Source organism: Lactiplantibacillus nangangensis, from assembly GCF_005405065.1.
Lineage (GTDB): Bacteria > Bacillota > Bacilli > Lactobacillales > Lactobacillaceae > Lactiplantibacillus > Lactiplantibacillus nangangensis.
In genome coordinates, this window is record NZ_BJDI01000006.1 from 18,567 (window position 1) to 43,054 (window position 24,488).

Annotated in this window: 21 protein-coding genes; 19 read left to right on the forward strand and 2 right to left on the reverse strand. The window is 45.9% G+C overall.

Going from position 1 to position 24,488, the window contains the following annotated elements; translation table 11 throughout:
- Positions 1 to 204: 204 nt before the first annotated feature.
- The 15 genes from FFM70_RS06330 to FFM70_RS06400 all read left to right on the forward strand — a co-directional run bounded on the left by FFM70_RS06330 (position 205) and on the right by FFM70_RS06400 (position 17,255).
- The gene (locus tag FFM70_RS06330) at positions 205 to 2,031 is read left to right on the forward strand and encodes a DUF2207 domain-containing protein (RefSeq protein WP_137616004.1); all 1,827 of its coding nucleotides are present in this window, start codon (positions 205 to 207) and stop codon (positions 2,029 to 2,031) included.
- A 160-nt stretch (positions 2,032 to 2,191) separates the two neighbouring features.
- Positions 2,192 to 2,989, forward strand: coding sequence for a Cof-type HAD-IIB family hydrolase (locus tag FFM70_RS06335; RefSeq protein WP_137616005.1), 798 nt, complete (start codon positions 2,192 to 2,194; stop codon positions 2,987 to 2,989).
- Between the two features lie 312 nt (positions 2,990 to 3,301).
- Positions 3,302 to 4,924 (forward strand): ABC-F family ATP-binding cassette domain-containing protein, encoded by a 1,623-nt coding sequence (locus FFM70_RS06340; RefSeq protein WP_137616006.1) that lies wholly within the window; start codon positions 3,302 to 3,304, stop codon positions 4,922 to 4,924.
- Between the two features lie 90 nt (positions 4,925 to 5,014).
- Complete coding sequence (locus FFM70_RS06345; RefSeq protein WP_137616007.1) at positions 5,015 to 6,223, forward strand: CPBP family intramembrane glutamic endopeptidase; 1,209 nt, start codon at positions 5,015 to 5,017, stop codon at positions 6,221 to 6,223.
- A 468-nt stretch (positions 6,224 to 6,691) separates the two neighbouring features.
- Positions 6,692 to 7,504, forward strand: coding sequence for a phosphotransferase (locus FFM70_RS06350; protein WP_137616008.1), 813 nt, complete (start codon positions 6,692 to 6,694; stop codon positions 7,502 to 7,504).
- 306 nt (positions 7,505 to 7,810) lie between these two features.
- On the forward strand, positions 7,811 to 8,608 hold the full coding sequence (gene sufC, locus FFM70_RS06355) for a Fe-S cluster assembly ATPase SufC (protein WP_137616009.1): 798 nt from the start codon (positions 7,811 to 7,813) through the stop codon (positions 8,606 to 8,608).
- On the forward strand, positions 8,605 to 9,876 hold the full coding sequence (sufD, locus tag FFM70_RS06360; protein ID WP_137616010.1) for a Fe-S cluster assembly protein SufD: 1,272 nt from the start codon (positions 8,605 to 8,607) through the stop codon (positions 9,874 to 9,876). The genes sufC and sufD overlap by 4 nt, the downstream gene beginning before the upstream one ends.
- Positions 9,863 to 11,086, forward strand: coding sequence for an aminotransferase class V-fold PLP-dependent enzyme (locus tag FFM70_RS06365; protein ID WP_137616011.1), 1,224 nt, complete (start codon positions 9,863 to 9,865; stop codon positions 11,084 to 11,086). The genes sufD and FFM70_RS06365 overlap by 14 nt, the downstream gene beginning before the upstream one ends.
- On the forward strand, positions 11,083 to 11,529 hold the full coding sequence (gene sufU / locus FFM70_RS06370) for a Fe-S cluster assembly sulfur transfer protein SufU (RefSeq protein WP_137616012.1): 447 nt from the start codon (positions 11,083 to 11,085) through the stop codon (positions 11,527 to 11,529). Before FFM70_RS06365 ends, sufU begins: the two co-directional genes overlap by 4 nt.
- Positions 11,522 to 12,931 carry a Fe-S cluster assembly protein SufB gene (gene sufB / locus FFM70_RS06375; protein WP_137616013.1) on the forward strand — a complete coding sequence of 470 codons (1,410 nt, stop codon included), beginning with the start codon at positions 11,522 to 11,524 and terminating at the stop codon, positions 12,929 to 12,931. The genes sufU and sufB overlap by 8 nt, the downstream gene beginning before the upstream one ends.
- Positions 12,931 to 13,233 carry a metal-sulfur cluster assembly factor gene (locus tag FFM70_RS06380; RefSeq protein WP_137616014.1) on the forward strand — a complete coding sequence of 101 codons (303 nt, stop codon included), beginning with the start codon at positions 12,931 to 12,933 and terminating at the stop codon, positions 13,231 to 13,233. The genes sufB and FFM70_RS06380 overlap by 1 nt, the downstream gene beginning before the upstream one ends.
- A gap of 74 nt (positions 13,234 to 13,307) precedes the next feature.
- Positions 13,308 to 13,838: a GNAT family N-acetyltransferase gene (locus FFM70_RS06385; protein ID WP_137616015.1), complete on the forward strand. Its 531-nt coding sequence runs from the start codon at positions 13,308 to 13,310 to the stop codon at positions 13,836 to 13,838.
- Between the two features lie 269 nt (positions 13,839 to 14,107).
- On the forward strand, positions 14,108 to 15,616 hold the full coding sequence (locus FFM70_RS06390; RefSeq protein WP_137616016.1) for an MFS transporter: 1,509 nt from the start codon (positions 14,108 to 14,110) through the stop codon (positions 15,614 to 15,616).
- Positions 15,617 to 15,690: 74 nt separating this feature from the next.
- Positions 15,691 to 16,239: a GNAT family N-acetyltransferase gene (locus tag FFM70_RS06395; protein ID WP_137616017.1), complete on the forward strand. Its 549-nt coding sequence runs from the start codon at positions 15,691 to 15,693 to the stop codon at positions 16,237 to 16,239.
- A 77-nt stretch (positions 16,240 to 16,316) separates the two neighbouring features.
- Positions 16,317 to 17,255, forward strand: coding sequence for a DNA/RNA non-specific endonuclease (locus tag FFM70_RS06400; protein WP_137616018.1), 939 nt, complete (start codon positions 16,317 to 16,319; stop codon positions 17,253 to 17,255).
- Positions 17,256 to 17,305: 50 nt separating this feature from the next.
- Here FFM70_RS06400 and FFM70_RS06405 read toward each other — a convergent pair whose 3' ends face one another.
- A complete protein-coding gene (locus FFM70_RS06405; protein WP_137616019.1) occupies positions 17,306 to 17,773 on the reverse strand; it encodes a VOC family protein in 468 nt (155 codons plus the stop codon).
- A 625-nt stretch (positions 17,774 to 18,398) separates the two neighbouring features.
- On the opposite strand from FFM70_RS06405, the gene FFM70_RS06410 reads away from it, so the two are divergent.
- Entirely contained in the window at positions 18,399 to 19,160 is a 762-nt protein-coding gene (locus FFM70_RS06410; protein ID WP_137616020.1) for a helix-turn-helix domain-containing protein, read from the forward strand.
- A gap of 63 nt (positions 19,161 to 19,223) precedes the next feature.
- On the opposite strand, the gene FFM70_RS06415 is transcribed toward FFM70_RS06410, so the two are convergent.
- Positions 19,224 to 19,484, reverse strand: a complete 261-nt coding sequence (locus FFM70_RS06415) for a hypothetical protein (protein WP_137616021.1) — start codon at positions 19,482 to 19,484, stop codon at positions 19,224 to 19,226.
- A gap of 183 nt (positions 19,485 to 19,667) precedes the next feature.
- Here FFM70_RS06415 and FFM70_RS06420 point away from each other — a divergent pair, with 183 nt between their 5' ends.
- The 3 genes from FFM70_RS06420 (at position 19,668) to FFM70_RS06430 (ending at position 24,418) form a co-directional block, all read left to right on the forward strand.
- Positions 19,668 to 19,997, forward strand: a complete 330-nt coding sequence (locus FFM70_RS06420; RefSeq protein WP_137616022.1) for an ArsR/SmtB family transcription factor — start codon at positions 19,668 to 19,670, stop codon at positions 19,995 to 19,997.
- An 88-nt stretch (positions 19,998 to 20,085) separates the two neighbouring features.
- Positions 20,086 to 20,637 (forward strand): TetR/AcrR family transcriptional regulator, encoded by a 552-nt coding sequence (locus FFM70_RS06425; RefSeq protein ID WP_137616023.1) that lies wholly within the window; start codon positions 20,086 to 20,088, stop codon positions 20,635 to 20,637.
- Between the two features lie 31 nt (positions 20,638 to 20,668).
- Positions 20,669 to 24,418, forward strand: a complete 3,750-nt coding sequence (locus FFM70_RS06430) for a YhgE/Pip family protein (RefSeq protein ID WP_137616094.1) — start codon at positions 20,669 to 20,671, stop codon at positions 24,416 to 24,418.
- Positions 24,419 to 24,488: the final 70 nt, after the last annotated feature.

A 24,488-nucleotide genomic window follows, 5' to 3' on the forward strand; every position in this document is an offset into this window, starting at 1 on the left:
AATTCTAATTTTTGGTGGGCGTTTAGGGATAACTCGATTAAGTCAATGTTCAGTGGTGGATTGCTCAATTGACTAACTATAGTGTCAGTCAATGATGAGTTGTGCGTCGCAAAAGCAAGAAAATGTAACCGCTTATCGTTAAATTAGGTGCCCCTGAATTGGTATGGTAAAATTGAGCTAAATCGGGGAAATGAGGGGTGGCATATGAAACGACGACTTTGGTGGTTCATCATTGCGAGTGTGTTTTTGGCAGTCGTCACACTCAATTGGCGACCGCTGACTGCTTTAGCGGATTATACGATTAGCGACTATGATGTGCATGTGGATGTGCAAAAAGATGGTAGTGCCGATGTGAGTCAAGGCATGACTTATCATTTTGATGACGATTATCATGGGGTCTTTAATGTTCAAGATTTGCAAGGCGTTCAAGGCGCCCAATTTCAAGGGGTTGCCACGCGTTTAAATGGTGGGATGACGAAGACGGCGCGGGCCGCAACCACCGATGCGGATAATACTTATCAACTGACTCAAACTGACAAAAAATTTCGCGTTAAACTCTATCGTTCAGTCAAAGACAACGATGAATTACGGGTGACTTATCGGTACCGATTACTCGGTGTGGTGACGAATTACGCTGATACGGCCGAATTGAATTGGAAAATTATTGGGACCGGCTGGGATGAGCCGTTGAAAAACGTGCGGTTAACGATTCAACTCCCAAGTAAAAAAGTCCAAGCACTGCAAGCATGGACACATGGTCCGCTAGTTGGCAAAACGACTGTCGACAAGGCCGCTGGTCGCGTTAACATGACGTTGCCACGTAATCCAGCGAACTCATTTGTCGAGAGCCACTTGCTCTTTCCGACAAGTGTGACGCCACTTAATCAACGGAAAAGTTCAAAGCAGCGTAAAGCAGCGGTTCAAAAACAAGAAGCCGCCCTTGCCACGGCGGCCAATCAAAAACGTCGTCGTCAAGTGCTAATGAGCAAGATTATCTATGGTTTAGCACTGGCGGTATTAGTGATTACGGTGGTGGCTTACTTATGGTGGTTCAAGCGTCATCCGCGAAATCAGCATGAGCGGCCGATTCCAATCAATCATTCGTTTGAAGTTCCAGCAGTACAACCCGCTGTGGCCCAAGCGTTATGGCGAACGGCTTCGCCAGATACGAAGGCTTTGTCGGCGGAAATTTTAGTGGCTGCCGCAGCTAAAGAGATCACGTTAGAGCCGATTGCTGTTAAACGGCAGCCAACCGTTAAAATTACAAAGTTACAGCCGATTTCCAACTCATTTTTGGCGCACTGTTTTGATAAGATTGCGGTAGGCAATGAGTTGCAACTGGACCAATTAAAAGCTTACGGTAAAAAAGATCAAAAAGGCCGCTTGAATAAATGGTTCGGTCACTGGCAAAAGACGGTTAACCAAGTTGTGGCTGGGTACCAAGATAAGGCGAATTATCGGCTACGTAATCGCTGGTTAGGTTTTGGCGTGGCGGTAACGATTTTAAGTGCCATTGCCACCTTAGCGGGCGCTTTGATAAGTCCCCGCACGACCTTGATTACTGGAATTGTGGCCGTGATTTTGACGGCAACGACTTGGACTACAGCAATTATTAATTATCGCCGCATTACGATCAATACGGATGAGGGACTTGCCTTAGTCAATCAAATCAATGGGTTTCGCCAAATGTTGAAAGACATCGGTCATTTTAATACCGCTGAAATTGGTGATTTGATTTTGTGGGAACAAATTTTGCCTTATGCGGCGGCGTTTGGGTTGGCAGAAAAGGTTGCGTACAAACTGGCCGTTGATTTTGGGACCACGGCGTTAGCTACTGGTATTGGGGTCTACTACCCAATCTTTTTCGCCAATGATGGCTTTGATTTTGACTTGTCAGGAGCTTTAAGTAATAGCTTTTCCAGTGCGCTCGATGCCTCGAACAATGCCAGTTCCCCATCTGGTGGGTCTGGTGGGTTCTCCGGTGGCAGTTCCGGTGGTTTCGGCGGCGGTTCTGGTGGCGGGGCTTTCTAAATTGAGGCAATGAATGTCTTAAAAGGGCGGTGGCGTTTTGTCACGGCCCTTTTTGTCGGCCGACGACCTTTCTAGTGGAAAGGGTTGCGGTCCAGTCCAATTAACGGTACGCTTGTCAAAGTAAAGGCTTACATAAATGGAAACGAATGGATGAGGATCAATGACAATAAAATTAATCGCTACGGATATGGATGGGACTTTTCTCAACAATCACGGAGACTATAATCGACCACGTTTTGCTAAAATTTACGCCGAATTACAGCGGCGTGGGATTCAATTTGTAATTGCCAGTGGGCATCAAGCAGTCGAGTTGGTCGACTTCTTTAAAGACTACCCAGACATGTGGATGATTGGCGGTAACGGGGCCGAGTTGATGAATGCGCAAGCTGGGCTAACGGCTGAGACCTTTTCGGCAGCGGCGACGCAACAAATTTTGAGCGTTTTAGCGGACTATCCAGAAATTCAGATTGCCCTATGTGGCACGAAAACGGTGCACGTGCTTAAACAGGCGGACCCAGGCTTCGTGGCAGATATGGGAAATTATTACTATCAATTGGAAACTGTTGACGAGCTAACGCAAGTCACCGACCCAGTGGTAAAATTTGACATTATTTGTGCGCCTGCGATGACGGATCAATTGGTGTATGAACTGACGCCAAAATTGGCTGAAATTGCGGTGCCAGCTTCTGGTGGTCAGGGCAGTATGGATCTGATCCAACCAGGTATGCATAAAGGTCGGGCCTTGAAACTATTGGGTAATCGTTTAGGCATTCGGTCAACTGAAATGGTTGCTTTCGGCGATGGCACCAACGATTTGGAAATGCTCCGCTACGTGCAAACGGGTGTTGTGATGGGCAATGCACCGGTCGAAATGCAGACGAAAGGTGATACTGTTACCGAATCGAACGAGCAGGACGGGGTCTTAACCTACATTGAAAATGAAATTTTACGAAAATAATGGGCTGATTTCTGAAAATGGCTAGGCTTTTGATTGCCAAATAGGGCGGCGCCATGCTACACTTCAACTAGATGGAAACGAAACAGAGGCTGGGAAGCAAACTCCTGACCTCTTTTATATTGTGTTTGAGGGTTAAACCGATATGTTTGAATGATTAGTACTTAATTATATTGTCGAAACGTGCTAGCAGCGCCAGCGGGTTCCGCTTGGCTACGCTAATCACCCGATGCTAAAACCGCATCAGGCGCTTAGCTAGGCCATGCTCGCCAGCTGGACGGCGCTGCTAGCACTCTTAAAAAGTGAGGTATATGAATGTTAACCGTAAGTAATGTCAGTATGCAATTCTCGACGCGCAAGCTTTATGATGATGTTAATTTGAAATTTACGCCGGGCAACTGTTACGGCGTGATTGGTGCGAATGGTGCCGGTAAATCAACTTTCTTGAAGATTTTGGAAGGCAAGCTTCAACCAACTTCTGGGAATGTGTCAATGGGTCCTAACGAACGGATGTCCAGTTTGAACCAAAACCATTTCGCCTTTGAAGATGAAGAAGTCTTATCAACGGTGATCCGCGGGTATCAAAAGCTTTATGACATCATGGTTGAAAAGGACGCCCTTTACGCCAAACCTGATTTTAGCGATGCTGATGGCATTCGTGCCGCTGAACTTGAAGGCGAATTCGCTGAAATGGACGGTTGGAATGCTGAATCCGAAGCTGACCAGTTGTTACAAAGTTTGGGTATTGACGAATCGATGCAACATCAAAAAATGAGTGAATTGACAGAACCTCAAAAGGTTAAAGTCTTGCTAGGCCAAGCCTTATTTGGTAGTCCTGACGTTTTGCTCTTGGATGAACCGACCAACGGGTTAGACGTGCAGTCAATTAGTTGGTTGGAAAACTTCTTGGCTGACTATAACAAGACTGTCATCGTCGTTTCTCATGACCGTCATTTCTTGAACCAAGTTTGTACGCATATGTGTGACGTCGATTTTGGTAAGATTACGTTATTTGTTGGAAATTATGATTTCTGGATGGAATCTAGCCAATTGGCAGCGAAGTTAAAAACGGATGCCAATGCTAAAAAGGCTGACCAAATCAAAGAATTACAAGAATTCGTGGCGCGGTTTAGTGCGAATGCTTCAAAATCCAAACAAGCGACTTCTCGTAAAAAGCAATTGGAAAAAATTACGCTGGATGATATCAAACCATCCTCACGTAAATATCCATTTATTAAATTTACGCCGGATCGCGAAATTGGGAACGACTTGGTTCGGGTAGAAAATGTGTCTAAGACGATCGATGGTGTAAAGATTTTAGACAATATCAGTTTTACACTCCGTCCTAATGAAAAAACGGCCCTGATCAGTCGCAGTGATTTAGCAACGACCACGTTGATGCAAATTATTGCCGGCGCCGTTGAACCAGATGCTGGTACGGTGACTTGGGGTCAAACAACGTCGCGGACGTATTTGCCACGTGATATTAATGATGAATTTACTGATGATAGCTTAACGATTATCGACTGGTTACGTCAATATGCCCCTAAAGAAGAAAGTGATAATACGTTCTTGCGCGGGTTCTTAGGGAAGATGTTATTCTCTGGTGAAGACGTGACACGGAAGGTAAACGTGCTTTCTGGGGGCGAAAAAGTCCGTGGGATGTTGTCTAAGATGATGTTAAGTCGGGCCAACGTCTTGCTGCTCGACGACCCAACCAACCACTTGGACTTGGAATCAATCACGGCTTTGAACGATAGCTTGATTGATTTTAAGGGGGCCATCATTTTCACGTCGCATGACCACGAATTTATCCAAACGATTGCGGATCATATTGTTGAAGTGAGTGCCAAAGGGGTCGTTGACCGTGGCGATACCACTTATGACGAGTATTTGTCGCATGAAGCCACGCAAGGCCGCGTCCAGGATTTATATTAGTAAATCCGCAGCTTAAATTAAACAAATCCTGACCAATCGAATCTCTCAATCTGTTATGATTACATCATAACTAGATTGGGGGATTTTTTTATGACCACAGAGGTGGACCAGTTGTTGCGTCGCTGGTATCTAGGTCAGCTCATTGTCTTAATGGGGGCGGCGTTGTTACAATTATTGATCATTCAAAATGGAGATTATTTCGCGACTGTCGGTCTGCTGCTGATTCTCTTATTCTTAGGGGGCCTATTGCCAGTTTTTGAAACGGGAACTGATTATCGTGACTGGCCGCGTTTTCGACGCTTTAATCATTATTTTCAAGCCATTTTTCAATTTATGTTCATGCCATTTTTGTTGATGAGTTTGGTCGTCATGCTCAAACGGTGGACGCCACTGGATGAGCAAGGCCTGATTGCGGTCGCGTTCTTCTATCTGATGTGGTTGTTTGTGCCAATTGGCTATGTCACGATGGGACCAGTCAAATCCTTGCTTGGGCGAATCTTACTGCTCATTTCAGTGGTGTTTAGTGGCTTGATTGGTGCTCAGCCGACGTTTATGGCGTTACCTTTACTAAAGGCACCAGCAGTTTTCAATCTGGTTAGTGATAGTGGTGTCTTGGGCGCAATCGGCTTTGTTGTCACTGTCGGCTTGTTAGCGACTGCTTGGGGCTTTCATTGGCCAAGTTGGCGATTGGCAAAAAAGGCCGACTGGCATTGGCTTGTACTGATTGCGCTGGCTGGTGTGGCGTTTATCATTTGGAACGCATTCGGCGTTGGGGAGACTTGGCGGACGACCTTTACCCAATTTGATTTTAAGTTACAGGCACTCTCTTGGAAAATGTTTTTAGGTGGCTTGGAGCCGGGAATTGCGGAAGAGTGGCTCTATCGGTTTGCCGTCTTGGTGCTGTTTTTGAAAGCTTTTGAGCATCGTCGTCATCAATTAGATTGGTCTGTCGGCTTGAGCAGTGGGCTGTTTGGTCTCTGGCACTTAACGAATGCTTTGGCGGGTCAATCCTTAGCGGCGACTGTTGAACAAATGATTTTTGCCGCTTCACTGGGGTGCTTTTTGGCCGTTAGTTATTTATATTCTGGCAGTCTGTTGGTGCCAATCACGATTCATGCTGGGGTCGACATTTTCAGCATGATGGCTTCTGGGTCACAAACGATGACTAAGCCAGACGCGTTTGAATGGCAAACAATTCTTTTTACCGTCATTGTCTTTGGATTGATCACGATTTTCTTTTTAACCGGTCGACGTCGTCAAGTGATGCAGGCTCAAGTTGATCATCAGTTACGCCCGTAAGCCCATACTGTCAGCTTACGGATGACAATTAGTTCAGGAACACAACTAACTTAATGAAAAAGGTCTCGCGATGCGGGATCTTTTTCATTAACTGGCTACGGATGCCTATCAGACAGAGCACTTCTAAGCAAGTACCCCGTTTTTAACCGATTTATACTGGATGTAATCTGTTTGTAACATTACCGACACTCTATAGCAACATTAGCCAGTTATACTGAGTTTATGGTTAAAACTGGCCTATACATATTTTGCACCAAACATTTAGCTATCGATGGTTGGATCGGTCACCTCAGATGGAACAAGTTAAGTTTGGCGGCAGCTAATACCTCTCGGAATGGGCAGGATTCATGACGGGGCACATATCGCAACTATCTTAATTGGTAGTCGGATAACCGATCATTGTTGGAAAGGACTTGAGCAACTTGCTTGAGTCTTTTTTGCTAGTTTCAGAAAGGAGTAACGTTTGTTATGACCCTTGAAACAACGTTGGGAATGCTGCTACAAGCCGACTTGGCACGCTTAGATCATCCGTCATTCAATACGATGTTTACTGGCTTTAGCCGCCGTTGGCAGTGCCAGCTCTTTGTCAAAGTGTTTGCCTCAGACCGTTTTGGGAAGTTTTCAACCGAACGAACCGTCAATGAACAGCTGAATAACCGGGTGTTGATGAGCAGTCAATTGGCAACGGGCGAGTGGGTTTTAGTCATGCGCGATTTACCTATGACCCCGTTATCAGCCGAATTGACACCCGAATTGGCGCAGCAAATGGGGTCAGTCTTAGCGCGTTTTCATCGGACGGTGCACTTACCGGCAGCGACCAATCAGCCTTCAATGGTGATGACTAAGATTAACGGTCTCCGTCAGGCCCCGGCTTACCCGCAGTTGTTGAAATTACAGCATTTATACGAGTCACAACTGCCGGTCATTGAAACCGAATTGCGTCAGGTCAAGCCAGTCGTGTTACACGGTGATGCCGGTTGCCGAAATTATCAACTAGTTAATGGCTCACTCGTGCTGATTGATTTTGAACGAGCCCATCTTGGAGTGCCACAAGTTGATTTTCAAAAACTATTTTATCAAGACTTTGCCGGTGACCAGTCGTTACAACAGGCTTTCTTGAACGGGTATGGGCCGTTACCAGCATTATCGTCACTGACATCCAGTTGGCTAACTTTTCAAAGCGCCGTGGGGATTTTGAGTTATGTTCAGCGACTGCCTGACCCTGAGTTTGAACGGGTGGCGCAACGGATGTTACAAACAGTGATTGACCAGCTTTCGTAATTAGCACTAACCGGCAAATTCGCCGGCTTTTTTTTCGACCTTTTTTAACTAAAGTTGCGCCAGTTTAGGATTGGACGGCCAAACTATCTGCTCAGCGGGCACTAATTTAACGCCAACTAACGACTGATTGTGTCTGTCCAAACGGGTAAAAAGTTGGCTAAGCTTGACTAACTTGTTTGCAATTGGCTCACCAGAATTGCTGACAATAACGTATACTAGAAACATTAGCTCAAACACAATCACTAGTAGTCCAGCTGGAATGGTCAACTACATAAAGTAGTGATTGTTAGAAATGGGGAACTTGCAATGTCTACATTAGTCATTAAAGATTTAAAAGTATCAGTCACAGAAAACGAACAAGAACGGCTGATTCTCAAAGGTGTGAATTTAACGCTTAAAACCGGCGAGACCCATGCCATCATGGGACCTAACGGCACGGGTAAATCGACCTTGTCAGAAACAATTATGGGTAATCCGGCCTACCACGTTGTCAGTGGAAGTGTGACACTGGACGGTGTTGATTTATTGCGTCAAACGGTCGATCAACGGGCACGGGCCGGGCTCTTTTTAGCGATGCAATATCCAGCCGAAATTAAAGGCGTGACGAACATTGAATTTTTACGGGCCGCAGTGAATGCCCAACGTGATGCGGCTGATCAATTGCCAGTCACGGAATTCTTAGACCGATTGGATCAAAATTTAGCCTTATTGAATATGTCAGATGCCATGGCTGAACGTTATCTGAACGAAGGCTTTTCGGGTGGCGAAAAGAAACGCAATGAGATTTTGCAATTATTAATGATTCAACCTAAGTTTGCGATTCTGGATGAAATTGACTCCGGGTTAGATATTGATGCTTTACAAGTCGTTGCTAAAGGGGTAAACGCGATGCAAGGGCCTGATTTCGGGACGCTCATGATCACCCACTACCAGCGCTTACTGAACTACATCGTTCCCGATTTTGTTCATGTGATGATGGACGGCCGTATCGTGAAAACTGGTGGCGCTGAATTAGCCAATACCTTGGAAGCGGAAGGTTACGCTGGCTTACGCGATGAACTTGGACTGGACGTGGCGTTGACGGATGACGAGGTTGAGTCATGACTGAACAAAATTTATTAGCGCGAGTTCAGGCGTATTCCTGTTCGCAACATGAACCCAGTTGGTTATTAAAGTTGCGTGAACAAGCCGTCGCCGTTTATCAGAAACTGCCACTGCCTAAATTTGAAAAAATTAATTATCGTGATTGGCCATTATTTGATTTTGAGATGCCAACTGAACAATCGAGTGCAGAACCAGTGGAAAATCTGGGTGCTGGGCAGCAATTTTACTCAGTGGGCACAACGACCATTCAGCTTAGTTTATCAACGGAAGCGATTCAAGGCGGGGTCATCTTATCTGATTTAAAGCATGCGATTCGAGCGCATGGTGATTTAGTGCAACGCTATTTAATGCAAAAAGCGTTGCAACTGGGGACGGATAAACTAACTGCCTTGAACACGGCCCTCATGACTAACGGGTTTTTCTTGTATGTGCCAGCTAATGTGCAATTGACGGCCCCAATTGAAATCACCCAATTCGTCGATAGTCGGCAACGGCAGAACTTTTTCAATCATAGTTTAGTGATTGCGGGCGAAAACAGTCGGGTTCAAGTGGTTCAACGGTTGAAAACGTTAGGTGAACACGCCAACGCGGCCCATGTTTTGGTGGAAGTCGTTGCGGCAGATGCAGCTCAAGTTGAATTTGCGGGCATTGATCAACTTAGTGCGAATACGACGGCTTATTTGAATCGGCGTGGGGTGCTGGCGCCGGATGCCCAGTTGAATTGGGAGCTGGCTGAAATGAATGCGGGTCGCGTGGTCGCTGACTTTGATACTGAACTAAAAGGCCGGGGCTCGGCGGCGCAAATCAAAACGATTGCGATTGCGAATCGCCAACAAACCCAGGGAATCGACACCCGGGTGACAAACTATGGGAAACAAACAACGGCTAATATCGTGCAGCGTGGCATTGTTTTAGATGAAGCTTCGTTGATCTTTAATGGGATTGGTCACATCGTCAAAGGCGCTCACGGCGCGAAGGCTGATCAAGAGAATCGGTTGTTGATGTTGTCTTCCAAAGCGCGAGGAGATGCTGATCCAATCCTGTTAATTGATGAAAACGATGTGGAAGCCGGTCATGCTGCCAGTGTTGGGCGGGTCGATGAAAAGCAGCTCTATTACTTGCTCAGTCGCGGGATTCCACGGCCTGTCGCTGAACGTTTGGTCATTCGTGGGTTCTTAGCAGGGGTCATTACTGAACTGAGATCGCAACAATTGCGAACTGAACTGAACGGGTTAATTGAAAGGCGGCTAACTGATGGCAATCACTGAGTTTCGGGCTGATTTTCCTATTTTAAAAACTAAAATTAATGATGAACCACTGATTTATTTGGATAATGCTGCGACAACTCAAAAGCCACAAGCCGTTATCGATGCCATTAGCGCCTACTATACGGCGGATAATGCAAATGTTCATCGTGGAGTCTATACGTTGGCGGCGCGAGCGACGGCGCAATATGAAGCGGTGCGGGACCAAGTGGCCGCTTTTATCCATGCGCCACAACGGGAAAGTATTGTGTTTACACGGTCGACGACGGATAGTTTGAACTTGGTGGCTCAAACGTATGGTGAACAAGTTGTACAAGCCGGCGACGAAATCGTGGTGACGGCCATGGAACATCACAGTAATTTGGTCCCGTGGCAACAGTTAGCGTTACGGAAGCAGGCCAAATTAAGCGTGATTCAATTACAGCCGGATGGTCAGCTAGATTTAGCTTCAGCCCGGCAACTCATTAGTGACAAAACCGTCTTAGTGGCCGTGGCGCACAGTTCCAATGTTTTAGGCGTCACGAATCCAATCAAGGTGTTAGCGCAAGTGGCGCATCAACATGGGGCCATTATCGTGGTCGATGGGGCGCAGACGGTGGCCCATCAACCCGTTGATGTGCAGGCCCTTGACGCTGATTTTTATGCTTTTTCAGGCCATAAGATTTATGGGCCAACGGGTGTTGGCGTTTTATACGGTAAGCTCAGTCTGTTACAGACCCTCACACCGGCTCAATTTGGCGGTGAAATGATCAGCGATGTGACTTGGGAGCGGACAGAATTTGCCCCAATCCCGCAACGGTTTGAAGCCGGAACGCCGAATATCAGTGGGGTGATTGGTTTAGGGGCCGCTTTGACCTATTTACAACAGATCGGTTTTGCGGCGATTCAAGCGCAAGAACAAGCTTTGACTGAAGCTTTACTGAACGGCTTATTGGCGCAATCAGCGGTGACGGTTTATGGCCCGCAATCAGTGGCACAACACGGGCCGGTGGTTGCGTTTAACGTGGCGGGAATTCATCCCCACGATTTGGCAACTGGTCTAGATTTGGGCGGCGTTGAAGTTCGAGCGGGTCATCATTGTGCGCAACCACTGATGCAATTATTACAAGTCCCCGCGACGGTGCGAGCGAGTGTGGCCTTTTACAATACAACCACTGAGATCGACCATTTTTTGACGACCTTGCAGGCAGTAAAGGAGTTCTTTCAGCGATGAGCTTGTTAAAACTGAACGCATTATATCAAACGGTGATTTTGGAACATGCGCAAGCGCCACATCATCAGGGTGAGTTACTCGGTGTGCAAAAAACAACGCTGAATAATCCGACCTGTGGCGATGTCATTACAGTTCAGCTCGTTGTCGACGCTGACAAAATCAACCAGTTACAATTTATGGGAACTGGGTGTACGATCTCGCAAGCGTCGGCCAGCGTAATGACGGATGTTTTGCTGGGTCATTCAGTACCTGAGGCTCAGGCGTTAATTGCGGAGTTTTCAAAGTTGGTCATGGGTGAGCCGATTTCAGCAGCATCCCAAAAGGAACTCGGTGACGCTGCGGTGCTAGGGAGTGTGGCAGAATTTCCAACTCGTATTCGCTGTGCCATGCTGGCCTGGCATGCGGCTGCGCAAGGATTAGAGGAGGCAAGCAAACATGAGTGAAAAACTGAACGACGTTGTGCATGGGACTGAAAATTACGAGTATGGATTTCATGATGACGTGACACCGGTCTATTCAACGGGTGAAGGGCTGAGTGAAGCCGTAGTCCGGCAAATCTCAGCCGAAAAACACGAGCCACAGTGGATGTTAGACTACCGCCTCAACGCGTACGCGATTTATTTAAACTCGACAGCGCCCAAGTTTGGCCCCGACTTATCAGGACTGGATATGGCCCATATGAAATATTTCCAAAAAGCAACTGACAAACAATACCGTGATTGGGCGGATGTGCCGGATAAAATTAAACAAACTTTTGACCGCTTAGGTGTACCGGAAGCTGAGCGGCAGTATTTAGCGGGTTCGAGTGCACAATATGAATCGGAAGTTGTCTATCACCGGATGCAACAGACTTTCGAACAGAGTGGTATTATTTTTACCGATACTGATACAGCGTTACAAAGCTATCCGAAGCTGTTCAAAAAGTGGTTTGGGCAACTCGTGAAGCCAACTGACAATCGCTATGCGGCTTTGAACGCCGCCGTCTGGTCAGGTGGGTCATTCATTTATGTGCCCAAGGGTGTCAAAGTGACGACCCCGATTCAGGCGTATTTCCGACTGAATGCGGAGAAAACCGGTCAATTTGAACGGACGCTGATCATTGTTGATGAGGGCGCCAGCGTAAATTATGTCGAAGGCTGTACGGCGCCAAGCTATGATTCAGATAGCTTGCATGCAGCGGTCGTTGAAGTGAATGTACTGGCGAACGCCACTTGTCGCTACACCACGATTCAAAATTGGTCGAACAACGTGTATAGTTTGGAAACTAAACGGGCGCAAGCCTTTGAACATGCCACGATGGAATGGATCGATGGTAATCTTGGGTCGAAGATTACAATGAAATATCCGTCCGTTTATTTGAACGGTGAAGGGGCCCACGGAACGATGCTCTCGATTGCCGTCGCTGGGCATAACGTTGACCAAGATACGGGGGCACGGATGATTCACAATGCGAAGAATACGACGTCTTCGATTGTTTCCAAGTCGATTGCTAAGGATGGCGGCGCGGTAGACTATCGTGGGACGGTCCGATTTGGCCGGCATTCAGATGGGTCGTTTGCGCATGTGGAATGCGATACGATTATCATGGATGACCAATCTTCAAGTGATACGATTCCGTATAATGAAATTCTAAATGGCAATGTTTCGATGGAACATGAAGCGAAAGTTTCGAAAGTTTCGGAAGCCCAATTGTACTATTTGATGAGTCGTGGGATTTCTGAACAAAAAGCCACGGAAATGATCATCATGGGCTTTGTGGAACCATTTACGAAACAGCTTCCGATGGAATATGCCGTGGAACTCAACCGCTTGATCAGTTTTGAAATGGAAGGATCGATTGGCTAATGGCAACTTTTAAAGCGACCGGGATGGCGGCGTTAACCCACGTGATTGACCCAGAATTGGGCGTTGACGTGGTTGGACTCGGCTTGATCTATGATGTGACGCTGGACGATAACGGTCATTGTGTGGTCACGATGACTTTAACGATGATGGGTTGTCCGTTAACGGACGTGTTGGCGAATGACATTACCGCCGCGATGCAGGACTTGCCTGGTGTTCAGACAGTTGACATCAATTTGGTTTGGTCACCTGCTTGGTCAATTGCGCGGATGTCACGGGCCGCCCGCTTGACCTTGGGTGTTTAGTGAACAAAATAATTGAAAAAGTCAGGTCATTGAAATAAACTTATTGGCATTAATTCTAATTTGAGGTGACCCGAGTGACACAATTTGAAACGGACCGTTTGATCGTTCGACCAATGCGGCCAACCGACCATGACGCCTTACAAGCGATGCTGTTAGATCCACGCGTGGTGGCTTATTTACGTTACCGCGTGCTGCAAACGCCCGCCCAATTTACTGAAAGTTTTAAAACGCACTTTTTAGCGGATGCGCACACGGTCTTTGGGCTTGAACGCAAAAGTGATCACCAATTAATTGGTTTTTATGAATTCCATTCTGAGGCAACGACGGGTGAGCTGACTTATGCGCTCAGTCCTGACGCTTGGGGCCATGGCTATGTCGCTGAAGCGGGGCGTCCTTTGATGGCCTATGGCTTTGAAACGTTGAATTATTCCCGGATTGAGGCCCATTACGCTAGCGTCAATCCACGCTCTGGCCGAGTGATGGCGAAGCTTGGCATGCATGATCTTGGCGAGATGGACACCTTCATTTTAGATGATGGTGAACTGATTCACGTCATGCGGTATGCCTTATCGAAAAAAGACTGGTTAATTGCCAAAAGTGCTTGACTTGAAACGCGTTTCAGGTCGTATGCTGTAAACGTTGAGTAAGCCTCAGCGTTAAATGCTCAGCAGCATTTAACTAGAATCGTCCTAAATAGTTGCGTTCTCAGTCCTTCAGCCGGATTGGGAACGCTTTTTGTCTGGCCTGTTTTCAGAAAAATCGTAGTCGCTACTCAGAAAATAGTGTAGTCTAGTAGATAACGGTTATTTTAGAATAAGTTGGTAATCGCTGATTTAAGTTTATTGTCGTACATAGGCATTTTGGAGGAAGTAAGTTGTCGAAGAAAGTAGTTATGATCGTGACAGTGGCATTGCTGCTGTCAAATGCGATGAATGGGCTGGATAGTACAATTATTAGTACTGCCTTACCAGCGATTATTAGTGATTTACATGGGATTCAGCTGATGGGGTGGATCGTTGCCGTCTTCTTGTTGGGTGGTGCCGTCACGACCCCGTTGTGGAGTAAGCTGGGCGAACGGATTGGGAATAAACGGGCGTATCAAATTTCGACCACCATTTTTGTGTTAGGGGCGCTATTTGAAGGTCTCGCACCGAATATTTATTTTCTAATTATTGCCCGGACGATTATGGGGATTGGGAGTGGCGGGATGACCGCAATTCCGTATATTATTTATGCTGAAATTTACAAAGATCCCGTTAAACGTGGTAAGGTCTTTGGTTATGTCACGGCGAGCTTCAGTACAGCTGCCATTATTGGTCCATTAGTGGGTGGCTTTATTGTGGATAACTTTGGCTGGCACTGGGTCTTCTATATCAATGTCCCAATTGGGCTAGCGTCGATTGCCATTATTCAATGGTTGTATCAAGCGCCAAAGGTCAAAGTGGCGGCGTCGAAAGTGGATTATCTCGGCGCGGCGCTATTGACGACGGGGTTGGTCAGTTTGCTAGTTGGGATTGAAATGATTGGTAAACTACCACTGCTTGGGGTTGGCGCGATTATGGCCTTAGCATTAGTCTTATTAGCTGGTTTGGTTGCAGCGGAGGCGCAGGCGGTCGATCCAATCATACCTAGTCGCTTATTTAAAAATCGTTATCTAGTGGCGTCGTTTGTGATGTTCTTCCTGATTTATGGCTTCTTCGTCGGGTTCAACGTATACGTGCCGATGTGGGCGCAAGGCTTGCTCGGAACGACCGCTGTCATTGGTGGGGTCACACAGATCCCGGGTTCCATCACCAACTTTATGGGGGCACAGTGGAGTTCGAATTTGGAACGTAAATGGTCAACACGGACCGTGGTCATGATTGGGTTCGCTGGCATGTTGATTGCGGCTGGTTTATTGGCCCTCGCTGGTCAGCAGACCAATTACTGGTTGCTATTAGTTGCCGGGGCCTTTCAAGGCTGCGGGATTGGGATTTGCTTTACGGTCTTGCAAGTCAGCGTTCAGCAACAGGCGGCGCATCGTGATGTCCCAATTGCGACGTCGTTTAGTTTGTTAGTGCGGATGCTGGGTCAGACGTTCATGTCGTCGATTTACAGTGTTGTCTTGAATCATTCCTTAACGCAAGGCGTGGCGCAATCAAACGGTAAAATTTCCATGAACATGATGAATCAGTTGAGTGATGCTAACAGTGCCAAAGGGCTACCAGCCAAGTTATTACCAGCGATGCGGGCCATTTTGCATAATGGGTTGCATCACATTATGGCGCTGGCCTTTGTGCTACTTGTGATTGGGGTGGCGGTGAACATTTTCGTGTTCCGGCCCGCGCAATCCAAACGGCCCCATTTTGTAGAAAAATCGAAGCTTGCGCACCATCCAAGTTAAGCTAACGGTCACTTTAGTTGTTTCTAGAGTGGCTTTTTTCTATACTGTGCCTAAATTGAAACGGGGATGAGTGCATGACAAGTGTCAAAATTAGACCAGCTCAAGCGACGGAATTAACGACGATTTGGCAATTAGGCTTTAGTGATCCGCAGGCCGCCTGGACCAAATGGAATGGGCCGTATTTTCATGATGTGTTACCAAGCCAATCAGATTTTGAAACGGTGATTGGCCCCAGTGACTGGTTGATTCACCAGAAAAATTGGGTGATCACAGTTGACGGTCAGATTGTCGGCAGTGTCAATCAGCACTTTGTCGATGGCGCCTTGCAACGCTGGCTAGAGGTCGGCATTTTAATTTATGATGATCAACATTGGGGCCAGCATATTGGGCAGCAGGCACTCACACAGTGGCTAACGCATTTATTTACGGTCGGCACGGCTTTGCCGCATATTGGTCTGACGACTTGGTCAGGAAATACGCGTATGACGCATCTAGCGACTGCGGTTGGCTTGAACTTAGAAGGCCAGATTCCACAAGTACGGTATTGGCAGGGGCAGTATTACGACTCAATGAAGTACGGTATCTTACGGACAGACTGGTTGCGCCGCCACCCTAAAATCTAATTAAAAAACATTTGTTCCCCTCGTGGAAGTAGGTTATCATAGAGACTGTAATCTAAAAAAGATGGGGCGGAAATGACATGATGAAACGAATGCGATTGGCGCGTTTGATGGGGCTCATTGGCTTGACAGTCTTACTCAGTGGTTGCAGCACACTGGACCAACTGACGTCGGATAGCAGTTCTGGCAGTCGCCAGACGACTACGGCAAGTTCGGCTGCCAGCACGACTGGCAATGACAAAGCCACCTATGCAAGTTTGGCGAAGCAAACCTATCAATCTGGTGGCGCAGCGGCGATCAAAGTCAATAGTGGTAAGAGTACCTTAAAGAGTAGTTTGTGGAAAAAGTCGAAGATCGACTATGGCAACTTGGATAGCTTGAATCGAACGACCACGGATACGGCTTATTTGAGCAAAGCTAATTTAGGCCGTTCAGCTGGCCGGGCAGCGCAAAACTGGAGTCCAACGGGGTGGCATAATCAACCAATTACCGTCAATGGCAAGCGGGTCTACCCACAAAATCGGGGCCATTTGATTGCGTATACGATTACGTTCAATTTAACGCAAGACGGTCAGTATCGTTCCGGCGAGGATGGCAGTCTGGATAACCCTAAGAACTTAGCCACGCAAACGGCTTATTCTAACCAGCGGACAATGCAGATCTATGAAGATCAGGTGCGGACTGCGCTGGAACAAGGTAAAAAGGTCATCTATCGGGTGACGACCGTTTTCCGAGGCAATGAATTGATGCCACGCGGTTACTGGTCACAGGCCGTTTCGACGGATGGCAGCGTCAATTTTAATGTGTATATTTGGAACGTTGAGCCAGGCGTCAGCTTTGACTATGCGACTGGCCGAGGTAAGGCCGACAGCAATATGCAGGTCGCTGGTGCAGACAAAGTGACGAGTACGGCTAATACGAAGGCGAGTCGTTATTCAAGCAGTACGACGACGTCCAAACAAGTGGAACGTGAATTGGTCAAGTATGGCTATAAAGCGGTTAAAAAAGCACTCAATTAATCAGAAAATCCCAGCTAAGGAGTTGTCAGTTAGCTGGGATTTTGTCGCTGTTATTCTGGCTGGTGATCGTACGCGATGGACCAAGGTGAGGTGTGTAGGCTCCAATTAACACCGAATTTATCGGTGAATTGCCCCATTTTGCCACCCCAGAATTGTTCGGCAAATGGCATGGTAATCTTGACTTCACCGGAATCAACTAAGTGTTGATAAAAGTCGTCGGCGGCTTGGGCCGTCGCTTCATCTTCACTGTTAATATCGATCATCAATGTAATTTGATCAGTCGGTTTGGCCGTGTGACGAAAATCATCAGCGCATTCGATTTCAACACCTAACACGGTAAAGCCAGCGTGCATGGTCAAGTCATCTAAATTAGCGTCAGTAGGTAACCCAAATTGTTGGGCCTGTTCTGGTTTAGGACTTAAGCGATAAACGTCAGTCGCGCCAAAGACTCGTTGGTAGTAGTCGATCGCAGTTTTGGCGTTATCAAAGGCGAGGTATGGGTAAAATTTTGATTGCATAGCTTCATCTCCATAAGATTTTTAAGTGCAATCAGATTGTCCCATTAACCGTTTCCATTAGCAATAGATTGGGCGATTAGTAATGAAAATTACGACAATCTTTGAAAATTGTCGTATTCTGCGACAACCGAGGACTTTTAGTGCTGGCAAAGATAGAAAAACTCGCTATACTAATGCCATAGCGTTGCTTAACCGCCGTTAATTGCAATTTTTCTCTCATATAATTAGCAAGTAACGCTTAGTCAGTAAATTAGACTCTGATCACTGGTCATTCCTTCCCAGAATCCTGTGATTTTTCCATATAACTAACGTGGCTCCCAACCATGTTATTACTATTCAATCAGTCTGATTGGAATTAAGACCCTTGTAGCGTCTGACAATTTGTCAGGCGTTTTTTTGTTGCGTCAATCGCACGATTAAAAAAGTAGCGTAATTTCATGAAGTCGGACGCGTTTAGGTTCCAAGCCGATTCGCATAATTAATACACGAGTCACGGGTTGTAGTTGTGACACAGATAATTTTTTTAATTGCGTGTAAATGGCTATTTAGTCCAATTCAACCATGAGTTGATTGAAAAAATGTCGGGGTAACGCCATACTGAGGCTAAAGAAGTGGGGGGATTTAAATGTTAATTCAGACTATTCTCAAGCTGCAACGATTGAAACATCAGTACACGCAGGCTCAAGTTGCCGCAAAACTATTTGTGTCAACGCAGGCGGTTTCTAAGTGGGAGCTGGGTCAAGCTGTGCCATCGATTGATAATCTTTTAGCTTTATCTGATTTGTATAACGTTTCTTTAGATGAATTGGTTCAGGGAAGTCCGTTTTTTAAGAAGCCCTACTTGGTTGGTCATCGTTATAGTTACTTTAAAGCATTGTTGGCAATGGTTTTATGGGCGGGCATTACGGCTTTTTTGACGGGATTTGGTTACCAACCGTTTTGGCTGACCCTTGGCGTATTTTTATTAGGTGTGGTGTTTGTCTTGCCAGTTACTGTTCATGACTATTGGGTCATTGAACAAAAGGAACTTGATATTACAAGCTACGAACACAGTAACTTAGGAAAATTAAGACAGTTGCTAACCAATCATCCAACGACGACCGTCATTGACTATAATGAGATCATTGAGGCAAAAATTATTTATCAGCGGCGCCAGCGATTTTCACCGTTTGACTTTAATCCCGATTTTTTTGACTTGCAAATTAAGACAGCCACACAAGTGTTTATCTTGTCATTGACGGCACAGTTGCGACAATTCTTTCCACAATTCATTAATTTTTTAGCTCGAAAAAATATTGCAGTGACAAGCGCTGATGAAATTGTTGACTTAATTGTCAACAAACGTTCGATCTATGATCATTTTAACCAACGACAATCAAATCGATAGTATCGTAAAAAATCTCGAAGCAACTGATGCACATGTTGCTTCGAGATTTTTAGGTGTCGGAGTTTACCATAACAAGAGTGCAACTAAGATCAATAAGGCTAAGTCAGTTCCTGCATAGCACCAATTGAGCCGTTGTTTCCAGGCCCGATAGCAATCGAGCAGGCCAATCGTGGCAATGATTGCGAGGAGTGCCACGCCAGAAAGTTGTAGCACGGTTGCATTAGCGTGCAAGGCTGAAGGAAGCAATAGTAATTGGACGAGTAACCAGCAACCGGTCACTAAGCCTAAACGTAAAATGATGGCATCTTGATTTAATGGTTTCATCTGAACACGCCTTCCAAGTTGATTTGGTCTAATTGTAAGCGCTATCTATTGTGCTAAGAAGACCATTTTAGTCAATCTGTATTGAAATCAGACAGTTTCAATTAACTGTTGCAAAAAGTGGAAAATGGGGGTAATATTGATTCATTCTAATATTTGAATATAAGAATATAAGGAGGAAACTAAATGAATCCAAACGAAGCAGCTTTGCAAGAATTCCGCGAAACGATTCCGATTTTTGAAGTCTTAGCGGATGAACGCCGGCAGCAGATCATGATTGAATTAACTCAGCATGCTCAGGGGTTAACGGTCGGGGAATTGACCAAAATCATGCAGATTTCGCAGCCAGCGGTGTCCCATCAACTTAAAACGTTAAAAGATCATCATTTTGTTAGTGTTGAACGTCAAGGCACGCGTAATTACTATCGTGTGACGTTTGATGGTCCGTTAACTAAAGTTGAACATTTAATTCATACTTTACGAGAAGATCTCAAGTTAAAGCCATATTTACATTAGGGGACTAAAGTCGTTGCCGCGGGAGCAACGTTGTTTTCGGACTATTATATTCCTATATTCGAATTAACGAATACCATAAAAAGGGGTGGTGGCAATTTCAATTCGGACGGAGCTGGATCTTCAACGTGCGATGTACGAGTTATTGGAACGGCAGTCAATCTCACAAATTACAGTGGAACAAATTTGTCAGCGAGCGTTGATTCATCGGAGTAGCTTTTATCGCTACTACACTGACAAGTTTGATTTATTGGCCCAGATGGTCATGCGCGCCTTAGAAGAGTTATTGGCCGTTGAACAGACGGATGCCGCTGGTTCAGTGGTGATGTCGCGATATATCGGGACGCACACCCAAGTTTTGCGACATTTGTTGGTGACCAATACCGAGGGTGATAATGCGCGCTCGCAACAAGTGATCAATGACTGTTTCTTGACGATTGCGCACACTGGGGCCATGGATCGGGTCTTTGTCATGATTCGAAATGCGCGCCAGCCAGATTTAACAGCCTACTTAGTTAGTGGGGCCATTACTAGTATTGTGCAATGGTTAAATAACGATCGCCGTGACGGTGGTGATCCAAAAATTCAGGCAGCAATTGAGACAACGTTAGCGTCGTTGTTCTCACTAGAACAACATATTTAAATTCTGTGAAGGAAGGTTTCAGGTTGTGAAAATGATTCGTGGAGAATGGCGGTCGATCTTCCATAGTAAGATTCTATGGATTTCGGTGGCGGTCATGGTTTTAATTCCATTTTTGTATAGTGTCTTCTTCCTGACTTCGGTCTGGGATCCATACGGGGATACAAAGAATTTACCGGTGGCGGTTGTCAATAACGATAAACCGGTGAATTATCAAGGTAAACGATTAGCAGTTGGGGAAGAGATGGTCAAGAACATTAAGAAAAATGACCAACTCGGATGGCACTTCGTTTCGGCGGACGAAGCCCAAGCCGGCTTAGCTGATCACAAGTATTATACGGTTGTGACCATTCCAGCTAATTTTTCAAAACACGCAACGACGGTAACGAGTAAGCATCCGCAAAAGATGAAGTTACATTACTCAACTAACGCGTCGCTGAATTACATTGCTAAAGTGATTAGTGATGCTGGTGCGACCCAGCTGAACCAAAACGTGCGGGCCTCAGTGACTAAAGCTTATGCCTTAGCAATGTTTGACCAAGTGAAAACTGCTGGAAAAGGCTTTAGTAAAGCTGCAGATGGCGCTAAGCAGTTGAAAGATGGTGGGGTCGTCTTACAAGATGGTTTGACCACTTACACAACTGGTGTGCATACGTTGAAGGACGGCACGACTGAACTCAATACTAAAGTGCAACAATTACCAGCTGGTATCGCTAAATTAGCAAATGGCGGGAGTGCCTTGAAGACGGGGTTAGATACGTTGAATGGTAGTACCGGCGCATTAGCTAGCGGTGTGACCAAGTTGGCGGATGGTTCTGGCCAAGTCACTAATGGGCTGAAGACCATGAACGGTAGCACTGGTGAATTAGCAACTGGTGTCACAAAGTTAGTTGATGGTTCTGGTCAAGTAACGACTGGTTTGAAAACGCTAGATGGCAGTACTGGGCAGTTGGCTAGCGGAGTTAGTGAGTTGACCAAGGGATCTGGCCAAGTCACTGGTGGTTTAACACAGTTGAATGGCAAGTTACCAGCACTAAAAAAAGGTTCAGCAAAAGTAACTAATGGCTTAGTCACACTGAAAACACAGACTAAGGATCTACCTGCTGGTATTGAAAAACTCTATCAGGGGTCTAAAGCAGTGACTGGTGGCTTAACTGTTCTAAATGGTAAAACTGGTGACCTGACAAGTGGTGCTAAACAACTTGCTGGTGGTTCAACGGCTTTAAAAGTTGGTGTGGTGCAATATACTAATGGTGTTTATCAGCTTTCTGAAGGCCTACAAAAGATGGATAGTCAGACTGGTGAACTTTCTGGTGGTGTGACCTTATTAACTAAGGGTGCTAGCGGGTTGACCAAAGGACTTTCTGATTACACTACCGGCGTTTCTACTGCTAATGATGGTGCTAAGTCGGTCAATGATGGCTTATCTCAATTGAAGCGTAATACTGGTGACTTAACCACTGGTGTCTCAAGCTTAAGTACCGGTGCTAGTACCGCAGATGCAACGGTAGCTGAGTTGCAGGATGGTAGTCAACAAGTGACAAAAGGGTTAAATGATCTTTATGCGACGGTAACCAGCGATGATGCTAAGGCGCAAATTGTTACTTTGAAGACTGGTATGGCTCAAATGGACAAGGCTTTGCAAGGCGTTCAAGCACAAATGGCTGCTAAGGCTCAAGCCAGCGCAAGTACGACTAAAGCCAATAGTTTAATGAGCAATATGCAAAACAATGTGGCCCAATTAACGACGACTGATAGTAATGCGACGACTGATAATTCAGCGATTACTAAGCAAATCAATGAGAAAATTGAAGCATTACAGGCCTCACAAAACTTATCTGATGCACAGGTTAAAGCATTGGAAGCTAGCTTGGCTAGTGTTAGTCAGACACAGACGAAGCCTAATACGCAGGCTGCCAGTGATTTGAAGTCAAACATGACCGAATTACAATCCGTTCTAGCAACGAATAAGGCAGCAACGGATGACTCAATGGCGAGTCTAATCAAGAACTTTGAAACCCTCGAAAGTGGTGTTAATAGTTTAGCGACTAGCGTGGATTCAATGGCTGATGCGATTAATGAGTTAGGAACTAATTCAGCTAAAATTACAGGCGGTTTAACACAATTACAAGCAGGAACTGCAAACTTAAGTGCTGGCCTGACTAAATTGAATGGTGAAGTTCCTGGCTTAGTTGGCGGAATCAATGGTTTATCAGATGGTTCAACAAAACTTGCTACTGGCACGACTAAGTTGGTTGCTAAATCAGCAGAACTAAATAGTGGCGCTAGTCAGATTAGTACTGGCTTAGCAGGCTTGAATGATAAAGTTCCTGCATTGGTTGGTGGGATTAGCCAAGCAAGTACCGGTGCTAAAGCCTTAACTGCTAAATCAGCTGAGTTAACGGCTGGCTCAACGAAACTTGCTGTTGGTGCAAACCAGCTCAATACTAGTGTGCCGACCCTAGTTTCTGGTGTAACACAGTTATTAGCTGGTTCACAACAAGTTACGGGTGGTTTGAAGACAGTTAATGGCAGTGTGCCTGCTATGATTACTGGAATCAACGCCTTGACGGATGGTTCTAAGCAGGTTACTGATGGTATTGGCACTGTCCAAATCGGAGTTGTCAAATTAGTCGACGGCTCTGGTAAAGTAACGACTGGCCTTGTTCAGTTAAATGGCAAGGTGCCTACTTTGGTTTCTGGCGTTAAGAAGTTAACGGCTGGCTCTAGTCAAGTGACTGGTGGTTTAGTAACCTTGAATGGCAAAGTTCCAGCTTTAGTAAGCGGTGTTCAACAGTTGTTCAGTGGCTCTAGTCAAGTGACTACTGGTTTGAATACACTGAACGGTCAAGTGCCAACGTTAGTTTCAGGTGTTCAACAACTTGATACCGGTGCTGGTCAATTAAACACTGGCTTGCAAACATTACAAGGCAGCACTGGTCAATTAACCGGTGGCGTTCAACAACTCGCTGATGGTGCTGATCAATTGGATGCCAACTCAGCCAAGTTATTGGCTGGTAACAAGAAAATCAAGAATGGAAATGGCACTTTAGCCACTTCCTTGAAGAGTGGTGCCGATACGGTCAATGCAACGCCATTGAAGAATGCGAATGCGCAAATGTTCGCAACGCCTTCTAAGTTGACCCATTCTAACTACAGTTATGTGCCAAACTATGGTCATGCCTTAGCGCCATATGTCTTGTCCTTAGCCCTCTATGTTGGGGCAATCGTCTTCAACTTCGCTTACCCAATTCGGCGGATGTCTGACGATGATGGGACACCAACACAATGGTTCTTAAGCAAGATTGCGGTTGGCGCACCGGTTGCTATCTTGATGGCAATTATTGAATGTGTGGCCTTACTCATCGTTGGTTTGAAGCCAATCAGCATGGCTGGTTACTTCACGACGGCGATTGTGATCGCACTGGCGTCGATGTTCATCGTCATGTTCTTGTCGATGTTATTCGATAATCCAGGTCGATTTGTTGCGATGGTCTTATTGATGCTTCAATTGGGCGGTTCTGGTGGGACCTTCCCAATGGAAATCACGAACCATTTCTTCAATGTGATCCATCCATTCTTACCTTTGACGTACTCGATTCTCGCGTTCCGGCAATCCTTAACTGGTGGCTGGGGCAACGGGACGTTCGTCTCATCGATCGTTATCTTGGCAATCTTTGCCATTGTCGCATTGTTCCTCTTGTGGGTCTCAATGGTCTTCTTGAAGAAACACAACATGCAAGAATCAGCTGAAGCACCAATTCAGATGAAAGCTGGCAAATAAGATTTAATCGATAAGTCCTGAGTGGTTCGCTACTTGGGGCTTTTCGTTTGCCCAAATGGCCCCAGCAAAC

Excerpts from the sequence above, each read along its gene's own strand:
- FFM70_RS06330 (WP_137616004.1), top strand. The coding sequence starts at position 205 with ATGAAACGACGACTTTGGTGGTTCATCATTGCGAGTGTGTTTTTGGCA.
- FFM70_RS06335 (WP_137616005.1), top strand. The coding sequence starts at position 2,192 with ATGACAATAAAATTAATCGCTACGGATATGGATGGGACTTTTCTCAAC.
- FFM70_RS06340 (WP_137616006.1), top strand. The coding sequence starts at position 3,302 with ATGTTAACCGTAAGTAATGTCAGTATGCAATTCTCGACGCGCAAGCTT.
- FFM70_RS06345 (WP_137616007.1), top strand. The coding sequence starts at position 5,015 with ATGACCACAGAGGTGGACCAGTTGTTGCGTCGCTGGTATCTAGGTCAG.
- FFM70_RS06350 (WP_137616008.1), top strand. The coding sequence starts at position 6,692 with ATGACCCTTGAAACAACGTTGGGAATGCTGCTACAAGCCGACTTGGCA.
- sufC (WP_137616009.1), top strand. The coding sequence starts at position 7,811 with ATGTCTACATTAGTCATTAAAGATTTAAAAGTATCAGTCACAGAAAAC.
- sufD (WP_137616010.1), top strand. The coding sequence starts at position 8,605 with ATGACTGAACAAAATTTATTAGCGCGAGTTCAGGCGTATTCCTGTTCG.
- FFM70_RS06365 (WP_137616011.1), top strand. The coding sequence starts at position 9,863 with ATGGCAATCACTGAGTTTCGGGCTGATTTTCCTATTTTAAAAACTAAA.
- sufU (WP_137616012.1), top strand. The coding sequence starts at position 11,083 with ATGAGCTTGTTAAAACTGAACGCATTATATCAAACGGTGATTTTGGAA.
- sufB (WP_137616013.1), top strand. The coding sequence starts at position 11,522 with ATGAGTGAAAAACTGAACGACGTTGTGCATGGGACTGAAAATTACGAG.
- FFM70_RS06380 (WP_137616014.1), top strand. The coding sequence starts at position 12,931 with ATGGCAACTTTTAAAGCGACCGGGATGGCGGCGTTAACCCACGTGATT.
- FFM70_RS06395 (WP_137616017.1), top strand. The coding sequence starts at position 15,691 with ATGACAAGTGTCAAAATTAGACCAGCTCAAGCGACGGAATTAACGACG.
- FFM70_RS06400 (WP_137616018.1), top strand. The coding sequence starts at position 16,317 with ATGATGAAACGAATGCGATTGGCGCGTTTGATGGGGCTCATTGGCTTG.
- FFM70_RS06405 (WP_137616019.1), bottom strand. The coding sequence starts at position 17,773 with ATGCAATCAAAATTTTACCCATACCTCGCCTTTGATAACGCCAAAACT.
- FFM70_RS06410 (WP_137616020.1), top strand. The coding sequence starts at position 18,399 with ATGTTAATTCAGACTATTCTCAAGCTGCAACGATTGAAACATCAGTAC.
- FFM70_RS06415 (WP_137616021.1), bottom strand. The coding sequence starts at position 19,484 with ATGAAACCATTAAATCAAGATGCCATCATTTTACGTTTAGGCTTAGTG.
- FFM70_RS06420 (WP_137616022.1), top strand. The coding sequence starts at position 19,668 with ATGAATCCAAACGAAGCAGCTTTGCAAGAATTCCGCGAAACGATTCCG.
- FFM70_RS06430 (WP_137616094.1), top strand. The coding sequence starts at position 20,669 with ATGATTCGTGGAGAATGGCGGTCGATCTTCCATAGTAAGATTCTATGG.